Raw genomic sequence first — 19,378 nt, 5'->3', positions numbered from 1 at the left:
GGCGGCGTTTTTGTTTATAGCTTTATGGCCCGATCAAGCCCATTCCAGTGCCGGCAAACCACAAGCGCTCGGGGTGAACGCTTTCAACGAGCGAAGAATCCCGTCGGCGTGTGCGTATTTTTCATCGGCCATGGCGGCATCCGGAATGGCGATGGCGGTCATGCCCGCCGCTTTCGCCGCGGTCACGCCAAACGGCGAATCTTCGAACACCAGACAATCCTCGGGCGCGACCCCCAGACGCCGGGCCGCCGTGAGGAAAATATCCGGCGCAGGTTTGGCTGCACCCACTTCCGGATCGTCCGCCGTGACGATGAAATCGAACAGCGCGAACCAGTCGCGGTGCAACGTGGTTTTCTGACCGAACGACTGACGCGACGAACTGGTGCCCACAGCGATTGGAATATTGTGCGCCTTGAGGTGGCGAATCAGTTCCTCCGCGCCTGGCATCGCTTGCGCCGAGGGGAAACGCTCACGCATCAGCGGCTCGCGGATCACCAGAAACTCTTCGGCGGTAATTGGCAGATCAAGCGCCTGCACCACGTAATTGGCCAGATCGTTGGCACCGCGGCCAATGATGTTCTGCTTGATGCTCCAGTCGAAAGTCCGCCCGTAACGCCCGGCAATCAGCGAGGTGACCTCGGTGTAAATGCCCTCGGTGTCCAGCAGCAAACCGTCCATATCGAAAATCACGGCCTTGATCGGGCCGAACGCCTTCAGCGGTGCATTCATCATCGGATCCGTTATCAAAGACATCCCGGGCGGCGAATAGCGCCGCTGCTCGGATCTGATTAATGGGTTCAGCAGCATAACGAGCGCAACGGGCATTGAGCAACGGGCAATGTACGCTGGGGCGCTGAACGACTCGTGAGTATTTAGCGAAAAGTCCTACAGACATCCCCTACTTGCCCGACTTCTTTACTTTTTGATCACCCGCAAAGTCCGCGCACCTCTTTTGACGTGCGCGAGTGCCTGCGAATGTTCCAAACCGATCGGCTTCTGGCCTTGAACAACAGCATCGGCCTGCTGGTGGTTGCCGCCCTGAATCCAGAACACCCGGACTTCGAAACGTTGATCCGGGAGTTTCGCCTGTGCCTGAACAACTACGACGCCTGGGCCGAACAATTCTGGACGGGGTCGATGCTGGACATCGAGCAGGTGTTCAGAGTCGGCAACGACGTTCACCTCAGTGCACCAGTCAAAAGCCGTAAACCCATCAGTTCATCAGTATTCATGTGCCCCGCCAGCGGCCCGTTGACCCTGGTGCACATGTTCGAGGCTGCGCGCTTCGTCCCCATCGGCAACACCCCACTGACGCTCGAACCGGTGATGTCCGATGTCGGCGGCGTTCTGACCTTCGGCGCCCCGCAGCACTATGAAATCGGACCGAGCGGCATTCTGGAGGTGACCGACTGCGACCGGGGCCAGCGTTATCGCATCACCTTCTTTCCCGATGTTTCCAGCCAGCATGTGCAAGCGCTGTATGCCTCTTATCAAGGCATGCTCGACGGGCTGGAAGTCTGGTTGCGCCAGGAGTGGGACGGATTTCAGCCACTGTGGACAGAGTTCTCCAGTGCCGGATTTCTCGACCGTTACGGTCAATTGCAACAGGCGGATTGGCGCGGATTCGAGAAGGCCCTGCACGGTGTCTGGGATGACATCAAGCAACTGTTCGCCCTGCTCGCCGACTTGCAGGTCAACAGCGAAAAGTTGCTGGAGTACCTGACCGAGGTCGAACTGGACGCTCTGCTGCAAGCCTCCAGCGAAGCCATTGCCAACGGTTTGTTGATCCTCAGCGACGAGCCGCTGCTGTTTATTCATCTGGCGGCCTTCACCAGTTGGCTGAAGATGCTGCCACCGCAATACCTCGCGGAGGTGGTAGCCGAGGTTCGTGTCGAACTGTTGATCAGCTTTCTGTTGATGCGGGTATCGGGCGGCGTCGGCGTGCCACTGCGTTTGAGCAGCAAAGTGCTGGCGAAGATCAAATCCCCTCGCGCGCGGGAATGGCTGGCGGCTTCTGCGTTGCGCCTGGCGGAACTGAGCTCTGCGCCCGAACTGAGCAAGCACGCAAGCGCACTGAAACCGCTGATGCTCAATGTGCGTGACGTTGAGTTGAAACCGACGCCGTCGATACCGCTGAACATTCGTCAGGCGGATTCCTTGGTGTTGACGGTGCCGAACCCGGCGCCTCTCGCACGGGACAAGTCGCATGGCATGAGCCGGATGGAGCGCCATGAGCCACGCGATGACGCCTCCGATCAAGCGAAAAACCCCAACGGCGACAGCGCCGACTGTGTGCCCTCGACCTGCACCAACGGCTGCCCGGTGTCGATGGTTACCGGTGAGGAACTGCTGACCCTGACTGACGGCACGCTCGATGGATTGCTGCCGTTCGAGTTCACCCGGTTGTATCGCACCAGTGCCGCCGAAATCGATGTCGGGTTGGGGTTTGGCTGGAGCCATTCGCTGGCGCATCGGCTGGAGTTTGAGGGCGATTTTGTTGTTTGGGTGGATCACGAAAATCGGCGCACACGGTTTCCGTTGCCGAGTGTCGAGCGGCCGGCGATTCACAACAGTCTGTCGCGGGCGGCGATTTTTCTCGGGGATGAGCCGGAGGAGCTGATTCTTGCGCTGGCGGGGGACACGGCGCGGTTTTATCACTTTCGGGCCGGGCGGCTGACGGCGGTCAGTGATGGGTATGGCAACCGTCTGCGCATCTCTCGGGATCGTCAGGATCGTATTGAGCGGCTGGATAACGGGGCGGGTCGATCGCTATTACTGCGCTACGACCGCCAGCATTTGGTGGCCGTCGATTATCAGTCGTTTCAGTTGGCTGAATGGACGACTGAACAAACCCTCGTCAGTTATCGCTACGACGCTTATCAACACCTGATCGAAGCGTGTAACGCCGTTGGTGACAGCGAGCGTTACGACTACGACGATCAGCACGTCATCCTCCAGCGTCAGCTGACCGGTGGCGCGAGTTTCTTCTGGGAGTGGGAACGGGCCGGAAAATCGGCGCGCTGCGTGCGGCACTGGGCGTCGTTCTCGCAGATGGACACCCGCTACGTCTGGGATGACAACGGCAGCGTGGCGGTGCATTACGTCGATGGCACTGAAGAAACCTACGTGCACGACGACCGTGCGCGGCTGGTGCGCAAGGTCGAGGCCGACGGTGGCGAGCACCTCAAGGCCTACGATGACGCGGGGCGTTTGATCGCCGAGCAGGATCCGCTCGGCGCCGTCACCGAATACCGCTACGACGACGTCGGACGCCTGATTGCGCTGCTTCCACCGGACGATGAGCCGACGTCCTACGAGTACCGCAACGGTTTCCTGCACAGCCGCTCTCGCGGCGAGGCGGTGTGGACGTACCGGCGCAATGCCCAGGGTGATGTTACCGAAGCGGTTGATCCAGACGGGCAGGTCACGCATTACCACTACGATGCGCTTGGGCAGTTGCTGTCGATTCGTTATCCGGACACCAGTCGGCATGTGCTGGTCTGGAATGGTCTCGGTCAATTGGTTGAAGAAACCCTGCCCGATGGCGGTGTGCGGCGCTTCTCCTACGATGCGCTGGGGCGACGGAGCACGACTCAGGACGAACACGGTGCGCTCACGCGTCAGCACTGGGACGCCGTGGGCCGTCTGGTGCAGGTGACGTTTCCTACAGGCGCGACGCGCGCCTACAGCTACGGCGCTTACAACCAGGTCACCGCCGAACGCGACGAACTCGGCCGCGTCACTCGTTACGAATATGACGACGACCTGCATCTTGTCTCCCGGCGGATCAACCCCGACGGTACGCGGGTGCAGTATCGCTACGACCATGCGCAGCTGCTGCTGACGGAAATCGAAAACGAGTCCGGCGAAAAGTACCGACTGGACTACACGCCGACCGGACTGATCCGACAGGAAACCGGCTTCGATGGGCGCCGCACGGCCTACGCCTATGACCTCAATGGTCATCTGCTGGAAAAGACCGAATTCGGCGATGACGGCTCGACGTTGGTCACCGGATACGAACGCGATACCGCCGGTCGCCTGCTGGTCAAAACCCTGCCCGACGGGATCAAGGTCGAATACCGCTATGACCGCCTCGGCCGACTGACCGGCGTCGACGACGGTCAGAAGCATCCCCTGGCCTTCGAATACGATTTGCAGGACCGGCTGATCACCGAGCACCAGGGCTGGGGCACTTTGCGTTACGCCTACGACGCCTGCGGCCAGCTCAAACGCATGCGCCTGCCGGACAACAGCAAACTCGATTACCACCACGCCAAGGGCGGTGCGCTGAGAGCCATCGACCTCAACGGCGCGTCACTGACCCGCCACGTCTATCAGTCCGGTCGCGAGCAACAAAGGCAACAAGGTCTGCTGCTCAGCGATTACACCTACGACGATCAGGGCCGCTTGCTCGCCCACGCCGTAGGCCATCAGCACGATTCGCTGTATCGCCGCGACTATGCCTACAGCGCCAACGGCAACCTTGAGCACATCGCCGACACCCGCCACGGCCAGCGCACCTACGGCTATGACGCTCTCGACCGTTTGATCCGCGTGCGCCACTCGCACGACGAACTCCCGGAATCCTTCGCCCACGACCCGGCCGGCAATCTGCTGATGCAGGATCGCTCCGGCCCGACGCAAATCAAGGGCAACCGCCTGCTGATGCAGGGCGACCGCCACTACGACTACGACGCCTTCGGCAACCTGATCCGCGAACGCCGCGGCACCGCGCAGAAACTCGTCACCGAATACCGCTACGACTGCCAACACCGCCTCATCGGCCTGACCCGCCCCGACGGCAAAACCGCCAGTTACCGCTACGACGCCTTCAACCGGCGCATCAGCAAAACCGTCGACGGCGCCACCACCGAGTTCTTCTGGCAAGGCGATAACCTCGTCGCCGAAAGCAGCCAAACCCACCACCGCAGCTACGTCTACGAACCCGGCACCTTCCGCCCGCTGGCGCTGCTCGACGGCAAAGGCCCGAAAAAGGCCTGCCCGTTCTATTACCAACTCGACCACCTTGGCACCCCACAGGAACTCACCGACTACAGCGGCGAAATCGTCTGGTCGGCGCAATACGACGCCTACGGCAAAGTCGCCGCGCTGACCCTCGCCGCCGAGGAATACTTGGATCAGCCGCTGAGGTTTCAGGGGCAGTATTTCGATGGGGAGAGCGGGCTGCATTACAACCGGCACCGGTACTACGACCCACGGTTGGGGAGGTATCTGACGCCCGATCCGATCAAGTTGGCGGGTGGGTTGAATCAGTACCAGTACGTGCCGAATCCAACGGGGTGGGTGGATCCGTTGGGGTTGAGTGATTGTCCGGGTGGGGACAATTGCGGAAAACCTTCACGTGAAGTCGACACTTTTAGCAACGTTGGTGTAGAGGAAGGGGCACCTGCAACTCCAGCCCCAATACAAGAAAACCATTATTTGTACCGCGGTGATGATCGAGAACCATGGGAAATTTTCGATGCTGGGTTTGAACCGTGGGGCGATAGTAAAGATCTTTTCCTGCATGCTTTGGATAATAAAATTCCTCCTAGCTGGTACGTGAGTACTTCTTTTTCAGAAAAACAGGCAACAAAATTTGCAACGGGCTACGGCATTGCCGACGGCTATATATATGTCCTGAAGAACGTTAAAGGGATTGACGTAAACAAAGAACTTGGTGCCCTTTCACCCCATCGACGTGAAGTAGAAATTGCAGTTCCAGGGGGCATTAAAAGTCAAGATATAGTAGGAGCCACGCCAGTCTACGAAGATGGCAGCTATAAAGGTTATTCAGTGCTCAACCCAAACAGGAGCAAACAATGAAACCGATAGAAATCCAGATTAAAACAGCTCAGGGGCTGGAAGCAGCTCTTATTGAATGTGACAGAAGGAATAGGGCACTAACTTTTACAAGAAAAGATGGCCTAAAAAAAATCTATACGTCTTACGACATGTTTGGCTGTTTTGGTGCGCTGAGGTCAGAATTTCCGGGAGTTACGTTTTTATGTAAGGGCTCTAAAATAAACGTTTATCCATCGGGTATGAGCTCACAAATGTCCTGCGGACTTGTTGCGTACGAACTCCGTGAAGGACGCCCCACAGAAGAGGAAGATATTGTCCGAATTTTCGATTACGAGGACAGAGATCTAACAAACAACATAGAGGATCAAAAGGCCTTCTATCGTTCATGGTTAAAGTCTTTTTAGTTTGTAAGGACCACACAATTTGACTTAACACTCACAGGGCCTGCACCGACAGGCCCCTGAGAAATAGAGGTTTCATACCGCAAACGACACCAAAGACCAAACCAGAAATTTCCTCACTGCTCATCTTCCTCCTCATCAAACTCATCATCCGAATCAATCAGCGGCACCGTCGCATCATCCATCAACGACCCCGGATCCTCATTCCCCGGATCATTGATAAACGGCAGCCCACTCGAGCCTTTTTCTTCCTTGCCTTCGGTTTCGGGTGTCATGGCAAACCTCATGATGTCGGGGAGTGTATGACGTTCGAAAGGCCCTGCTGCCAATCGTTCCCGAGTCGAACCTGCAGAAACGAAAAACCCGGCACACGGCCGGGTTTCTGTTTAATCGTCAATCAATGATGTTTGTTTTTATGCTTGTTCTTATGCTTATGGCCACCACCGGAATGAGACTTCCCGCCATCGTCACCCAGGTTGTTGCCGAGCGCACCACCTGCGGCACCACCCAATCCTGCACCGACAGCCGAACCGGTCGAACCGCCCAGGCTGTTACCGATCACTGAGCCGCCCGCAGCGCCAAGGCCACCACCAATGGCGGCTTCCGTGCGATTGCGTTTATTCGCGCCGACGGCGCTGCCCGCCGCGCCACCCACACCGGCACCGACCGCAGCGCCTGTGCTGCCGCCGAGCTGTCCGCCGACCACGTTGCCCAGCACACCACCCAGCCCGCCGCCAACGGCGGCCGAACCATCACCGGCAGCCATTGCGCCTTGAGCCACCAGCAATCCGAAAAACAGTGCAGATAATGACAAACGCATATGAACCTCACAGTTCCCGAGCCGGGACAGGCTGCCCATGCAGGGCTTATGTGTTATTGGAGACGATTACGGGTAAAACGTTCACCAACGCAAAGCCCGACATCGAGCCGGACTTTTCTGACCTGCAATCAATCTCAGTGACGCTTGTGCCCTTTGGACAGATTGCTGCCAACCGCGCCGCCGGCTGCACCGCCCAGGCCCGCGCCAATAGTAGCGCCATTCTTGCCGCCGAGACTGTTGCCGATCACCGAACCGCCGGCAGCGCCGACACCACCGCCGATGGCCGCTTTGGTCCGGCTGCCTTTACGTGCCGCCACTGCACTGCCCGCGGCGCCTGCGACGCCGGCACCAATCGCAGCACCGGTGCTGCCGCCCATTTTCTGACCGACAACGTTACCCAGCGCGCCACCCAGACCACCGCCCAGCGCAGCGGTGCCGTCACCGGCAGCCATCGCACCTTGAGTAACGAGAAGGCCCAGAACCAGAGCAGGCAATGTTAAACGCATGACAAAAACCTCAAAAAATGGGTATGACAAAAAGGGCCGGGATTTAATGCCGTCGGAGCGCAAAAGTCCAGACAACATGAGTGAACTGCGCGCACTCGGCGCCGTTTGGACAGCGATTCTGGAAAAGGTTTTATGACAGGCAAAAAAAAGCCCGCTGGGGAGACGGGCTGGAGACTTGCTTTCTAACGGATGGCTTCACCCTACTTTGGCAGACGTGAAAAGTTTGTGAAAAGCGTTTACATCCACACTGCGCGCGTAGGAATTTTTCCCGATAGGTTGCGCCAGGCACAAAAAACCCCGCTCATTGACGGGGTTGTGGGTTGCAAGACTTACTTGCGGGCGCGGGTCGCGATCCTGGGTAAAAACTTCGCCTTCGGCCCTTTAGGTACCGTGGACTTGATCTTGCCGGTCTGCACCGGATCCTCGCCAAAGCCCGACTGGTACTCGGTCTGGCCACATCGCACGCAGTTGTTGAAGGAAAATTCAGCGCCATCGTCTTCGATATACGGATCAGTCATACCTTTTCCCCTTCAAAACGGGTCGACACCGGCAAAGCTCTTTGCCTGAAAGGATATCGACCTTCAGTACTTTTGAGACTAGCCGGTCATTCCTGGACTTGTTATTCAGAAACGCTGACGCCCGACGAATGGCCTACAAAAGACCGGATGGCAACAAGTCAAAACGTCGAGATCCACAAATCCCAACGTTCCGTCCAATAATCAGCGCAACTTCACCGCAGTACCTGTCACGAACACCACAACCATACCGCCCTTGCCGGCCGGCATACTGATCTCGAAATCCACCCCAACCACAGCGTCCGCCTGCAAGGCTCGCGCTCGCTCCTTGATCTCCTCAGTCGCCTGGATACGCGCCTCCTTCAGCGCCCGCTCCAGCGTCTGAGAGCGCCCACCAAAAAAATCACGCATGCCGGCAAACATGTCGCGGATCACATTGACGCCCTGCACCGATTCGGCACTGACAATGTCCAGATAGGCGGTGATCTGACGGCCTTCGATGGCTTGAGTGGTGGAGATGATCATGGAAACAGTCCTTTTTCAGGCAGATAAAAACCGCGATTGTAATTCAATCGAGGATCAAGCCGATTTCAGCAGACACCCAACAAAATCCAGACGCCAGAAACCACAAAACCCCTGACTTCTTTCGAAATCAGGGGTTTGTGTTTACTGAATATGGCGGTGAAGGAGAGATTCGAACTCTCGATACAGTTTCCTGTATACACACTTTCCAGGCGTGCTCCTTAAGCCACTCGGACACTTCACCGTATCTCTTCAAACATGTTCTGTCTGTCGAGGCGCGCTAATGTAGTCGAAAGCTTTTCCGATGGCAAACTTTTTTTCAGAATTTTCATGCGGTTAAGAGAAAAAACAGTTTTCCCCGCCAACAGGCCATGGCAAACCGGCCAATCTCCGGTGGGCACGCCCCCTTCTATATAGAAGACAGATAGCAGTCTGCGGGGCATGAGCCGATAAAGGGTGACCGACGGGTCAGTCACGGTGCTTTACCTGGCCTGCGGTGGTGGGTAACGTCTGCCCATCTTTCTTAAAGGAATAGCGTCATGAGTGAGTTGATTTCTTACCACCTCGAAGACGGTATCGCGACCCTGACCTTGAGCAATGGCAAGGTCAATGCCATTTCCCCGGACGTGATTGCAGCGTTCAACGCGGCGCTGGATAAGGCGGTGACTGATCGTGCCATCGTGATCATTACCGGTCAGCCAGGGATTCTGTCCGGTGGCTATGACCTGAAAGTGATGACCGCCGGCCCTAAAGAAGCGGTGGCACTGGTGACTGCCGGTTCGACGCTGGCTCGCCGTCTGCTCTCTCACCCGTTCCCGGTGATCGTCGCGTGCCCGGGCCATGCCGTGGCCAAAGGTGCATTCATTCTTCTGTCCGCCGATTACCGTATCGGCGTCGACGGCCCGTTCAGCATTGGTCTGAATGAAGTGCAGATCGGTATGACCATGCACCACGCCGGTATCGAGCTGGCCCGTGATCGTCTGCGTCGTTCGGCTTTCCACCGTTCAGTGATCAACGGCGAGATGTTCGACCCGCAAAGCGCTGTGGATGCTGGCTTCCTCGATAAGGTGGTTTCCGCCGAGGAGCTGCAAGGCGCTGCCTTGGCCGCCGCACGGCAGTTGAAGAAGATCAACATGACGGCGCACAAGAACACCAAATTGAAGGTGCGCAAGGCGCTGCTGGAAACCCTGGATAACGCGATCATTCAGGATCAGAAACATCTGGGGTAAGCACCCGGTTCCAGCGATCAAGAAAAGCCCGACCGTCGTGTCGGGCTTTTTCTTACGCACCTGGTTGAAAATACCGTTGCAGCTCTAGGACGGGTCTGACAACCAAGCTTGAAACATGCGCTTAAACATCGGCCATCTCCGGACTCTATAGCAGCAATTGCCGAAAACAGTGCACATCCGTACACTGCGCCACCTTTTGTCCCGGTGGGGCCTGAAAATGCTGTTTGTGTTTCGTATGTTGTTGATGGGCCTGCACTTTATTCTGGCTGGCATGCTTGGGGTGATTCTCGGGTTGTGCCGTCCATTCAATCCGGACAACAGTCGTCTGTGCGCCCGCCTCTACGCGCTGCCGGCCATGTGCATTTTGCGTCTGCGGGTGAAATCCGATGTCAGCGGTTTGATGAACAAACCCGACAGTTGCGTGATCATCGCCAACCATCAGTCCAACTATGATCTGTTCGTGTTCGGCAATGTGGTGCCGCGCCGCACCGTCTGTATTGGTAAAAAAAGCCTGAAATGGGTGCCGCTGTTCGGGCAATTGTTCTGGCTGGCAGGCAACGTGTTGATCGATCGTGGGAATGCGCAAAAGGCGCGTCAGTCGATGCTCACCACGACCAACACCTTGCAGAACGAAGACACGTCGATCTGGGTATTCCCGGAAGGCACGCGCAATCTCGGTGAAGAGCTGCTGCCGTTCAAGAAGGGCGCATTCCAGATGGCAATTGCCGCTGGCGTGCCGATCGTTCCCGTGTGTGTCAGCAGTTACGTCAAACATATGCGCCTGAACCGCTGGCGCAGCGGGAAAATTCTCATACGTTCACTCCCGGCAATTCCTACTGTAGGACTGACCATGGATGACATGCCGATGCTCATCAGCCAGTGCCGCGAACAGATGCGCGAGTGCATCGAATCGATGGATCGGCAACTGCAAGCTGCCTGAAAAGCAAACCCGCCTTGTGCGGGTTTTCTTTTGCCGGGTGAACTGTGCAGATTTCACTGACTCTGAAGCAGCGACACGGCTAAGCTGATGCCTTGTATTCCCTGCCATCTGCCAAGAAGAAGTGAACCACCACCATGGGTCGAGTTGTTGCCGCTGCGGTGTACAGCGCGGGTAAGAAAGTCACCAATATTGCCATCGATGAGGGCGCGGCCTGGGCCGCCAAAACCGGGCACTTTGTGTGGATCGGTCTCGAAGAGCCAGACGCTCAGGAACTGGCCAACCTGCAACGTCAGTTCAACCTGCATGAACTGGCGATCGAAGATGCTCTGGAAAAACACAGCCGGCCGAAGCTGGAAACCTTTGGCGACGCTTTGTTTATCGTCACCTACTCGCCGATTCGCGAACACGGGGTTCTGCAGTTTATCGAGACCCACATCTTCGCCGGCAAGGGTTACATCATCACGGCGCGTAACGGCCACTCGGCGTCCTACGCCCATGTCCGCCAACGTTGTGAGGCACGTCCACTGCTGCTGGAGCATGGGGAAGATTTCGTACTCTATGCGTTGCTCGATTTTGTCATCGAGAACTATCAGCCAGTGGGCGAAGCGATCCATGCCGAGATCGATGAGCTGGAACGCAACGTGTTGTGCAGTGCGTTGAATGAACGTGACGTACAAAAACTCCATGGCCTGCGCCGTGATGTGGTGCGCCTGCGCCGTTACGCAGCCCCTATGGTGGAAATCAGCGAGGAACTGCAGAAGCTGAGTTTCCCGTTCATCGACAAGAACATGCGCCCGTACTTTCGCGATGTGCAGATTCACGTCACTCGGCAGATGGAAGACCTGACGACACTGGCCGACATTGCCAGCCAGACCATCGAGATCGGAGTGTTGCTGGAAGCGTCACGGCAGAGCGTGGTGCAGCGCAAGTTTGCGGCATGGGCGGCGATTCTGGCGTTTCCGACCGCGGTAGCGGGGATTTACGGAATGAACTTCCAGAACATGCCGGAGTTGAGCTGGCACTACGGCTATTTTGCCGTGCTGGGGTTTATTACGGTGGGGTGTGTGAGTTTGTGGGCGAGTTTCAAGAAGTCAGGGTGGTTGTAATTCTGTGGTGAGGGATTGCTCCCTCATCACAAATTCCGCATCAGACTTTAAACGGCTTTAGCTTCAGGCTTGTGCGCCACAAAGCGCATCATCCACTCCGCCACCGTAGCGCCATGATGCTCTTGCTCCAGGCTGGCCAAGCCTTTGCTATAGATCTGCGTGCCCAACGCTTCCTGACGCAGATCCAGCAGCGCACGGGAATAGTCGTGAATAAACTCAGGATGCCCCTGGAAGCACAGCACCTGGTCGTTGATGTGGTAAGCCGCAAACGGGCAGAAATCGCTCGAAGCAATTACCGTGGCGTTTTCCGGTAGCGAAGTCACCTGATCCTGGTGGCTGATCAGCAACGTCAGTTCTTCACGCACCGGGCTCATCCACGGCGCCTTGGCCGCCAGTTTGTAGTTGTGAGTGCCGACGCCCCAACCTTGCGTGGCGCGTTCGCTCTTGCCACCGAGGAGCAGCGCCAGCAGTTGATGACCGAAACACACGCCAAGCAATTTGTCGCCTCGCTCGTACCGGGTCAACAGATAGTCCTTGAGGGTCTGGATCCAAGGATCGGTGCCAAACGAATCGGCCTTGCTGCCGGTGACCAGGTACGCGTCGAAAGTCTGATCATCGCTCGGGTATTCGCCCTGCATCACGTTGTAGACGGTGAACTCGGCGGCAATCGGCTGCTGCGAGAACAGGCGCTGAAACATCTGTCCGTAACCCTGATATTGATCGACCAGTTCCGGACGCAGGATGTCGGTTTCCAGAATGCAGATGCGTAGCGACATAAAAAATACCTGACACGTGATGGGAATAATGAACACCCCAGAGCCTGCCTTGAAACACCCTGGCAAGGCAAGCCCCGGATTGGCTTCCCACCCTTTAGAACAGCTCCCCTTTCGCCGCTTTTTCCAGTAACAGGGCAGGTGGCGCGAACCGATCGCCATATTGTTCGGCCAGATACTGCGCACGGGCGACAAAATCCTTCACCCCGTATTGATTGATGAACTGCAGGGCACCGCCGGTCCAAGCAGCGAAGCCGATGCCGAAGATCGATCCGACGTTGGCGTCCGCCGTCGAAGTCAGGACACCCTCCTCCACGCAGCGCACGGTTTCAATGGCTTGCACGAACAGCAGGCGATCGCGCACATCCTTCGGCGAAATTTGCCCGTCAGCCTTCTCGAAGCGAGTCTTCAGTTCGGGCCACAAATGCTTCTGGCTACCAGCCGGGTATTCATAGAAACCGCCACCAGCGGCCTTGCCGGGACGCTTGTATTCATTGAGCAACAAGTCAATCACGGCGAACGCCGGATGATCTATCAGCGGTTTCTCTTCCGCTTGCAGGTCTTTGGCCGTTTGCTTGCGGATATGGCTCATCAGGCTGAGGGAAACTTCGTCAGAGATCGCCAGAGGCCCGACCGACATCCCGGCTTTGCGCGCTTCGGTCTCGATCATCGGTGCGCTCACGCCCTCGCCGAGCATGGCGATGCCTTCATTGGTGAAGGTACCGAATACCCGCGAAGTGAAAAAGCCGCGACTGTCGTTGACCACAATCGGGGTTTTCTTGATTTGCAGAACGAAATCGAAACCCCGCGCCAGGGTTTCCTCGCTGGTCTGAGCGCCTTTGATGATTTCCACCAGCGGCATTTTTTCCACGGGGCTGAAGAAATGAAGGCCGATGAATTTGCTCTGATCGGGTACGGCAGTCGCCAGCCCGCTGATCGGCAAGGTCGAGGTGTTGGAGGCAATTACAGCGTCGGCGCCGACAATTTCCTGCGCGGCCGCCGAGACTTTGGCTTTCAGTTCGCGATCCTCAAACACCGCTTCAATGATCAAATCGCAACCGGCCAGATCGGTATCGGTTTCAGTCGGATGAATTCGCGCCAACACCGCTTCGCGCTGTTCAGCAGTCATTTGCCCACGGGCTACTTTCTTGTCGAGCAGCGCTGCCGAATGGGCCTTGCCCTTCTCGGCTGCAGCGAGGTTGATGTCCTTGAGCACCACTTCGATGCCGGCCGAGGCACTGACAAAAGCGATCCCCGCGCCCATCATGCCGGCGCCGAGTACGCCGACTTTCTGCGTTTTATAAGGCGCAAAGCCCTGCGGCCGTGAGCCACCAGCATTGATCTCGTTGAGCTGAAACCAGAACGTGCCGATCAGGTTTTTGGAGATCTGGCCGGTGGTCAACTCTGTGAAGTAGCGGGTTTCAATCAGGTGCGCGGTGTCGAAATCGACCTGAGCGCCCTCCACCGCCGCACACAGAATCTTCTCCGGTGCCGGCAGCGTGCCTTGGGTTTTGGTGCGCAGGATCGACGGTGCTATCGCCAGCATCTGTGCGACTTTCGGATTCGACGGCGTACCGCCCGGGATCTGATACCCCTTCACGTCCCAACGCTGCACCGCCGTCGGATTGGCAACGATCCACGCGCGAGCCTTGGCCAGCAGTTCATCCCGATCCGTCGCCAGCGCATCGATCAAGCCGGCCTGTAACGCCTGTTGCGGACGAACCTTTTTGCCTTCGAGCAGATACGGCAGCGCCTTCTCGATGCCAAGCATGCGCACCATGCGCACCACCCCGCCGCCGCCCGGCAACAAACCGAGAGTCACTTCCGGCAGACCGAGCTGCACGGACGCATCGTCCAACGCTACCCGGTGATGACAAGCGAGGCAGATTTCCCAACCACCGCCCAGTGCCGTACCGTTGATGGCCGCGACCACCGGTTTACCTAAAGTTTCCAAGGTGCGCAGTTGCCCTTTGAGGGTCAGCACCATGTCATAAAAGGCTTTGGCTTCGGGCTTGCCAACCTTGATCAGCTCATTGAGGTCGCCGCCGGCAAAAAAAGTTTTCTTCGCCGACGTGATGATAACCCCGGCAATGCTGTCTTTTTCCGCGACAAGTCGGGCGACGCAGGCGGCCATGGCCTCACGGTAGACCGCGTTCATGGTGTTGGCGCTCTGGCCCGGCATGTCGATGGTCAAAACGACGATCGCGTCCTGGCCTTTTTCGTAACGAATGGCTTCGCTCATAACAGGGTTCCTTGAATTCGGGACTCAGAGACGTTCGATGATGGTGGCAATGCCCATGCCGCCGCCGACACACAGCGTCGCCAGGCCGTAGCGCAGACGCCGCGCTTCAAGTTCATCGAGCAAGGTGCCGAGGATCGCGCAACCGGTGGCGCCCAGCGGGTGGCCCATGGCGATGGAACCGCCGTTGACGTTGACCTTGTCCGGGTCGACCGCCATGTCTTTGATGAATTTCAATACTACTGAGGCAAACGCTTCGTTGACCTCGAACAGGTCGATGTCTTCCACACGCAAGCCAGCCTTCGCCAGCGCTTTGCGAGTGGCCGGCGCCGGGCCGGTGAGCATGATGGTCGGATCGGTGCTGGTGACGGCCGTGGCGACGATGCGCGCCCGAGGCTGCAAGCCCAGCGCCCGCCCCTTGGCTTCGGAGCCGATCAGCATCAACGCCGCGCCATCGACGATTCCGGAACTGTTTCCCGGTGTGTGCATGTGATTGATTCGCTCGACATGGCTGTAAACACGCAGCGCGGTCGCGTCGAAACCCATTTGACCGATCATTTCAAAACTCGGCTTGAGCTTGCCCAGCCCTTCCAGCGTCGATTCGGCGCGAATGAACTCATCGTGATCGAGCAAGATGATGCCGTTTTGATCCTGCACCGGCACCAACGATTTGTTGAACGAGCCATCGGCCCTCGCCCGCGCGGCTTTCTGTTGTGAGTACAGCGCGTAGGCATCGACGTCCTGGCGGCTGAAGCCTTCCAGGGTGGCGATCAAATCCGCCCCCACCCCCTGTGGTGTGAAGTGACTGTGCAGATTGGTCTGGGGGTCCAGCGCCCAGGCGCCGCCATCGCTGCCCATCGGCACCCGCGACATCGACTCGACGCCGCCGACCACCACCAAGTCTTCGAAACCCGAGCGCACCTTCATGGCACCAAGGTTGACCGCTTCCAGTCCTGAAGCGCAAAACCGGTTGATCTGCACACCTGCCACGCTAACGTCCCAATCGGCCACTTGCACGGCAGTTTTGGCGATGTCCGAGCCTTGATCGCCAATCGGCGTAACGCAGCCGAGCACAACGTCATCGACCTGGCTGGTATCCAGTGAGGTGCGCTCTTGCAGCGCGGTCAACAGACCAGCCACCAGATTTACCGGTTTGACACTGTGCAAGGCGCCGTCGGCCTTGCCTTTGCCACGGGGCGTGCGTAACGCGTCGAAAATCAAAGCTTGGGTCATGACGTCCTCGAACCTGCGCGGTGAGTGAATTTCGTACTGTCACTGTTGTCCCCGACGGTCACGGATTCAATGACCACAGCGCTCAATGACATTGACGTGCACGCTCAGACGGACGGTCATCGGCGATTGGGTGAACCGGTTCAGGTCGGCGAGTTGTCTAGCAAGCGGGCGGCAAAGAAGCTGGCAATACGCCTCATGCCTTTTTAATCGCACTCAGCAGCAAGTACATATGAAATGGATCTAAGCCAAGCGTGACGCGGGCCCTAAGGTAAGACATGTACGTCATGGCCGTCGGGTTTTGCCGAGGCAGGCGTCATTCAACAGGAAGTGCAGCGCTTGCCGTCATGGATATGCAGGCAAGCATCAGGAAATAACAATAAAGGCGGTCAAGCCATGTTCAAACAACCGAAAGTTCGTCAAGCAGGACTCATTCTTTTCGCCACGACGCTGTTGTTGATTTTGCCGAACCTGACCAAGGTCATCGGCTGAGTTCAAGCGGCAGGTGCTGTAATTCGCCACTAAAAATGTGACTGGCCCGCTACCCGGGCCAGCGTGGCTGTGCCAACCTTTGCGCACATCCACGACATGGACGGCGATCATTTGAAAGCGCTCATTGTGTTTGGGGCCATGCTGCTGAGCATGCCCTTGTCTGCCGCGCAACTGGATCTGCAGTTGGGCGCAAATAGCCGCACCTGGCAGACCGAGGAGCTGCTCAAGCATCCTCAGGTACAAACGCTCACGGTAAAAAGCGACGTGTCCTACAAGAAGGACATGACCTATCGCGCCTTGCCCGTCGCGGCGTTGCTGACCGGCATCAAACCTGAGGATCATCTGCAAGCGGTCGCACTGGATGGCTTTGCCGCCGAGCTTGCCGCTGCGCCGTTGCTCAATCAGAAAGGCGCGCGGGCCTGGCTGGCCATCGAGGACCCGGCCAAACCCTGGCCGCCGTTGTCAGAGGGCAAACACAGCGCCGGGCCGTTCTATCTGGTGTGGACCGATCCGCAAGCAGGGAATATCAGCCCGGAACAATGGCCGTTTCAAGTCGCCAGCATCAAGCGCATGGCGCCGGTGGCCGAGCGTTTTCCTGCCCTCCGGCCAGATCCTGCGTTAAAGGCCAATGACCCGGTCAATCAGGGTTTTGCGCTGTTTCAGAAAAACTGCCTCGCGTGTCATCGCTTGAACGGCGCAGGGGATGCGCAGTTCGGGCCGGATCTGAATATTCCGTATAACCCGACCGAGTATTTCGGTGCAGATTTCCTCAAGCGCTACATTCGTGATCCGCAGAGTTTGCGTCAGTGGCCGCAGGCGAAGATGCCGGGGTTTTCTGCGGATGTGCTGCCGGATGGGGATTTGCAGATGTTGATCGGGTATTTGCAGCACATGGCCGGGCGCAAAAACAGGCCCTGAACACAGATCCAATGTAGGAGCGAGCCTGCTCGCGATAACGGTGTGCCAGCCTTGCATGTGCTGGCTGACAGATTGCTGTCGCGAGCAGGCTCGCTCCTACAGGGGTTCGGTGTTTATTGCTGCTGCACAGAGATCACCGGCGCCGGCGTCGGCGACACAAACACCTTCGCATGCATCTGCTCACACCCACCACCTCGGCGCATGCCGCGCACCGGGCAGGCATCGAGGTAATCCAGACCCACCGCCAGTTTCAGGTGCCGCTCAGGTCGCGCCAGTTCATTGGTCACGTCAAAACTGTACCAGGCGTCATCCAGCCACGCTTCCGCCCAGGCATGGCTGGCCAGGTGTTCGCAATCCTCGCTGTACAGATACCCCGACACATACCGCGACGGAATCCCCAGGCTGCGCGCGCAGGCCAGAAACGCGTGGGTGTGATCCTGACAAACGCCCGAGCGCCCGGCGAAAGCCTCGGCAGCGCTGGTGTCGACTTCGGTGGAACCCGGCGTGTAGGTCATGTGCTGATTCAGGCCGTGCATCAAATCGATCAGTGCGGTGCGGTCGCGACGCTGCTTGCAGGATTTTGCCGCGAACGCGCGTAGCGCCTCGTCCGCCTCGGTCAACCGGGTGAACCGCAGAAACGGCAACGCCGACTGGCTTTCATGCTCGGCTTCACGCAATTCGTCGATGTCGACCTGACCACGAGCACCGATGATGATCGATTCGTGCGGCTCGTCCATGGTTAGCACGTGCAGGATGTTGCCGAACGGATCGAGTTGCGCGCGCACTGGGCGCGGCAGGTCGAGCTGCCAGCTCAGCACATGCTGCCGCTCGCTGTCGTGGGGGGTCAGTCGCAAGTACTGGATGCTCGCCCGCACCTGATCTTCGTAGTGATAGGTGGTCTCGTGGCTAATGGAAAGTCTCATGCAGCCTCCAGGTAGGAACTGTGAATGGCGTTGCCCAACTGGCGCACCAATGGGATGAACTCGGTCAGCCAGGCGTGCAGGCCTTCCTCGAGAATTTCGTTGATGCCGGTGTAGCGCAAGCGTGCGTCCATTTCGGCCGCCAGACGTTGCGCGGGACGACCGTTGGCGCCTGGCAACTGGGCAAGGATCTGGTCGATTTCTTCGGTGCAGGCACGCAGGGAGCGTGGTACATCGGCGCGCAACAACAGCAGCTCGGCGACATGTCGGGCGCCGGGCGCATCGCGATAGATTTCGGTATAGGCCTCGAACGACGACAACGCTCGCAGCAACGCACTCCACTGGTAATACGCGTGGGCCGTCCCGTCACTGACGGCTTCGGCCTGATCGCCAGCCATCTCGTAACGCGCGTCGAGCAGTCGCAACGTGTTGTCGGCGCGCTCGATGAACGTCCCCAGGCGAATAAAGCGAAACGCATCGTTACGCATGATCGTGCCGTAGGACGCGCCACGAAACAGGTGCGAACGCTCCTTGATCCATTCACAGAAGCGGCTCATGCCATAGCGGCTCAAGCCCTGTTCGGCGATCCCGCGAATTTCCAGCCACGTTGCGTTGATGTTTTCCCACATGTCGGCGGTGATGCGCCCGCGCACCGCGTGCGCGCTGGCCCGCGCCGCGCCGAGGCAGCTATAGATGCTCGCCGGATTGGCGGCATCGAGGGCGAAGAAATGCAGCAGGCGTTCGGCATGCAAAGCACCGTGACGCTCGAGGTAATCATCCAGGGTGCCGGTAATCAGCAGCGGCATGGCCAGTTCGTGCAAACCGTCACCGCGACCGTCTTGCGGCATCAGCGACAGCGAATAACTGATGTCGAGCATCCGTGCGAGGTTTTCCGCCCGCTCCAGGTAACGCGACATCCAATACAGATCCGAGGCAGTTCTACTTAACATGGCAAGCTT

At 58.0% G+C, this 19,378-nt stretch carries 18 protein-coding genes and 1 tRNA gene; 6 read left to right on the top strand and 13 right to left on the bottom strand.

The features are described from left to right. Positions 1-33 precede the first annotated feature (33 nt). On the bottom strand, positions 34-729 hold the full coding sequence (locus tag ACA069_RS09575) for an HAD-IA family hydrolase (RefSeq protein ID WP_187680107.1): 696 nt from the start codon (positions 727-729) through the stop codon (positions 34-36). Positions 730-975: 246 nt separating this feature from the next. On the opposite strand from ACA069_RS09575, the gene ACA069_RS09570 reads away from it, so the two are divergent. Beyond that, on the top strand, positions 976-5,829 hold the full coding sequence (locus ACA069_RS09570) for an RHS repeat-associated core domain-containing protein (RefSeq protein WP_497617210.1): 4,854 nt from the start codon (positions 976-978) through the stop codon (positions 5,827-5,829). Continuing rightward, positions 5,826-6,212, top strand: coding sequence for a hypothetical protein (locus tag ACA069_RS09565; RefSeq protein ID WP_489878646.1), 387 nt, complete (start codon positions 5,826-5,828; stop codon positions 6,210-6,212). Before ACA069_RS09570 ends, ACA069_RS09565 begins: the two co-directional genes overlap by 4 nt. A gap of 113 nt (positions 6,213-6,325) precedes the next feature. On the opposite strand, the gene ACA069_RS09560 is transcribed toward ACA069_RS09565, so the two are convergent. The 7 genes from ACA069_RS09560 to ACA069_RS09530 form a co-directional block, all read right to left on the bottom strand. Then, positions 6,326-6,484, bottom strand: a complete 159-nt coding sequence (locus ACA069_RS09560) for a hypothetical protein (RefSeq protein ID WP_187680104.1) — start codon at positions 6,482-6,484, stop codon at positions 6,326-6,328. Between the two features lie 122 nt (positions 6,485-6,606). Continuing rightward, a complete protein-coding gene (locus ACA069_RS09555; RefSeq protein WP_305442238.1) occupies positions 6,607-7,029 on the bottom strand; it encodes a glycine zipper domain-containing protein in 423 nt (140 codons plus the stop codon). A 134-nt stretch (positions 7,030-7,163) separates the two neighbouring features. Continuing rightward, the gene (locus ACA069_RS09550; protein WP_401269758.1) at positions 7,164-7,535 is read right to left on the bottom strand and encodes a bacteriocin; all 372 of its coding nucleotides are present in this window, start codon (positions 7,533-7,535) and stop codon (positions 7,164-7,166) included. A gap of 329 nt (positions 7,536-7,864) precedes the next feature. Further along, on the bottom strand, positions 7,865-8,053 hold the full coding sequence (locus ACA069_RS09545) for a hypothetical protein (protein ID WP_187680101.1): 189 nt from the start codon (positions 8,051-8,053) through the stop codon (positions 7,865-7,867). Positions 8,054-8,254: 201 nt separating this feature from the next. After that, complete coding sequence (locus ACA069_RS09540; RefSeq protein ID WP_187680100.1) at positions 8,255-8,575, bottom strand: YbjQ family protein; 321 nt, start codon at positions 8,573-8,575, stop codon at positions 8,255-8,257. Positions 8,576-8,726: 151 nt separating this feature from the next. Then, positions 8,727-8,816, bottom strand: a tRNA-Ser gene (locus ACA069_RS09535). After that, complete coding sequence (locus tag ACA069_RS09530) at positions 8,812-9,048, bottom strand: hypothetical protein (RefSeq protein ID WP_497617207.1); 237 nt, start codon at positions 9,046-9,048, stop codon at positions 8,812-8,814. The genes ACA069_RS09535 and ACA069_RS09530 overlap by 5 nt, the downstream gene beginning before the upstream one ends. A gap of 63 nt (positions 9,049-9,111) precedes the next feature. Here ACA069_RS09530 and ACA069_RS09525 point away from each other — a divergent pair, with 63 nt between their 5' ends. From ACA069_RS09525 to ACA069_RS09515, 3 genes are all read left to right on the top strand, one after another. After that, the gene (locus tag ACA069_RS09525; RefSeq protein WP_497617205.1) at positions 9,112-9,801 is read left to right on the top strand and encodes a crotonase/enoyl-CoA hydratase family protein; all 690 of its coding nucleotides are present in this window, start codon (positions 9,112-9,114) and stop codon (positions 9,799-9,801) included. Between the two features lie 217 nt (positions 9,802-10,018). Further along, the gene (locus ACA069_RS09520; RefSeq protein WP_187680098.1) at positions 10,019-10,741 is read left to right on the top strand and encodes a 1-acylglycerol-3-phosphate O-acyltransferase; all 723 of its coding nucleotides are present in this window, start codon (positions 10,019-10,021) and stop codon (positions 10,739-10,741) included. A gap of 134 nt (positions 10,742-10,875) precedes the next feature. Beyond that, complete coding sequence (locus ACA069_RS09515; protein WP_187680097.1) at positions 10,876-11,847, top strand: magnesium and cobalt transport protein CorA; 972 nt, start codon at positions 10,876-10,878, stop codon at positions 11,845-11,847. A 47-nt stretch (positions 11,848-11,894) separates the two neighbouring features. On the opposite strand, the gene ACA069_RS09510 is transcribed toward ACA069_RS09515, so the two are convergent. The 3 genes from ACA069_RS09510 to ACA069_RS09500 form a co-directional block, all read right to left on the bottom strand. Further along, positions 11,895-12,623 carry an amidotransferase gene (locus ACA069_RS09510; protein ID WP_489878642.1) on the bottom strand — a complete coding sequence of 243 codons (729 nt, stop codon included), beginning with the start codon at positions 12,621-12,623 and terminating at the stop codon, positions 11,895-11,897. A gap of 94 nt (positions 12,624-12,717) precedes the next feature. After that, positions 12,718-14,862 (bottom strand): 3-hydroxyacyl-CoA dehydrogenase NAD-binding domain-containing protein, encoded by a 2,145-nt coding sequence (locus ACA069_RS09505; RefSeq protein ID WP_497617204.1) that lies wholly within the window; start codon positions 14,860-14,862, stop codon positions 12,718-12,720. A 24-nt stretch (positions 14,863-14,886) separates the two neighbouring features. Further along, a complete protein-coding gene (locus ACA069_RS09500) occupies positions 14,887-16,092 on the bottom strand; it encodes an acetyl-CoA C-acetyltransferase (RefSeq protein ID WP_497617202.1) in 1,206 nt (401 codons plus the stop codon). Positions 16,093-16,677: 585 nt separating this feature from the next. Here ACA069_RS09500 and ACA069_RS09495 point away from each other — a divergent pair. After that, entirely contained in the window at positions 16,678-17,499 is an 822-nt protein-coding gene (locus tag ACA069_RS09495) for a c-type cytochrome (RefSeq protein ID WP_497618213.1), read from the top strand. Between the two features lie 113 nt (positions 17,500-17,612). Here the strand turns inward: ACA069_RS09495 and ACA069_RS09490 are convergent, their stop codons facing one another. Together ACA069_RS09490 and ACA069_RS09485 are read right to left on the bottom strand one after the other, a co-directional pair. Continuing rightward, entirely contained in the window at positions 17,613-18,422 is an 810-nt protein-coding gene (locus ACA069_RS09490; protein WP_401269748.1) for a transglutaminase family protein, read from the bottom strand. Continuing rightward, on the bottom strand, positions 18,419-19,369 hold the full coding sequence (locus tag ACA069_RS09485) for an alpha-E domain-containing protein (RefSeq protein WP_007914063.1): 951 nt from the start codon (positions 19,367-19,369) through the stop codon (positions 18,419-18,421). The genes ACA069_RS09490 and ACA069_RS09485 overlap by 4 nt, the downstream gene beginning before the upstream one ends. Positions 19,370-19,378: the final 9 nt, after the last annotated feature.

The organism is Pseudomonas sp. LBUM1652 (assembly GCF_059716105.1).
The sequence above is the reverse complement of the archived record's forward strand: the minus strand, read 5'-3'. Positions and strand labels throughout refer to the sequence as shown.

Bases quoted from the DNA above. Each gene is read 5' to 3' on its own strand.
- ACA069_RS09555 (WP_305442238.1), bottom strand. From the start codon at position 7,029: ATGCGTTTGTCATTATCTGCACTGTTTTTCGGATTGCTGGTGGCTCAA.
- ACA069_RS09510 (WP_489878642.1), bottom strand. From the start codon at position 12,623: ATGTCGCTACGCATCTGCATTCTGGAAACCGACATCCTGCGTCCGGAA.
- ACA069_RS09525 (WP_497617205.1), top strand. From the start codon at position 9,112: ATGAGTGAGTTGATTTCTTACCACCTCGAAGACGGTATCGCGACCCTG.
- ACA069_RS09570 (WP_497617210.1), top strand. From the start codon at position 976: ATGTTCCAAACCGATCGGCTTCTGGCCTTGAACAACAGCATCGGCCTG.
- ACA069_RS09560 (WP_187680104.1), bottom strand. From the start codon at position 6,484: ATGACACCCGAAACCGAAGGCAAGGAAGAAAAAGGCTCGAGTGGGCTG.
- ACA069_RS09515 (WP_187680097.1), top strand. From the start codon at position 10,876: ATGGGTCGAGTTGTTGCCGCTGCGGTGTACAGCGCGGGTAAGAAAGTC.
- ACA069_RS09540 (WP_187680100.1), bottom strand. From the start codon at position 8,575: ATGATCATCTCCACCACTCAAGCCATCGAAGGCCGTCAGATCACCGCC.
- ACA069_RS09575 (WP_187680107.1), bottom strand. From the start codon at position 729: ATGAATGCACCGCTGAAGGCGTTCGGCCCGATCAAGGCCGTGATTTTC.
- ACA069_RS09565 (WP_489878646.1), top strand. From the start codon at position 5,826: ATGAAACCGATAGAAATCCAGATTAAAACAGCTCAGGGGCTGGAAGCA.
- ACA069_RS09545 (WP_187680101.1), bottom strand. From the start codon at position 8,053: ATGACTGATCCGTATATCGAAGACGATGGCGCTGAATTTTCCTTCAAC.
- ACA069_RS09505 (WP_497617204.1), bottom strand. From the start codon at position 14,862: ATGAGCGAAGCCATTCGTTACGAAAAAGGCCAGGACGCGATCGTCGTT.
- ACA069_RS09495 (WP_497618213.1), top strand. From the start codon at position 16,678: ATGGACGGCGATCATTTGAAAGCGCTCATTGTGTTTGGGGCCATGCTG.
- ACA069_RS09520 (WP_187680098.1), top strand. From the start codon at position 10,019: ATGCTGTTTGTGTTTCGTATGTTGTTGATGGGCCTGCACTTTATTCTG.
- ACA069_RS09550 (WP_401269758.1), bottom strand. From the start codon at position 7,535: ATGCGTTTAACATTGCCTGCTCTGGTTCTGGGCCTTCTCGTTACTCAA.
- ACA069_RS09490 (WP_401269748.1), bottom strand. From the start codon at position 18,422: ATGAGACTTTCCATTAGCCACGAGACCACCTATCACTACGAAGATCAG.
- ACA069_RS09500 (WP_497617202.1), bottom strand. From the start codon at position 16,092: ATGACCCAAGCTTTGATTTTCGACGCGTTACGCACGCCCCGTGGCAAA.
- ACA069_RS09485 (WP_007914063.1), bottom strand. From the start codon at position 19,369: ATGTTAAGTAGAACTGCCTCGGATCTGTATTGGATGTCGCGTTACCTG.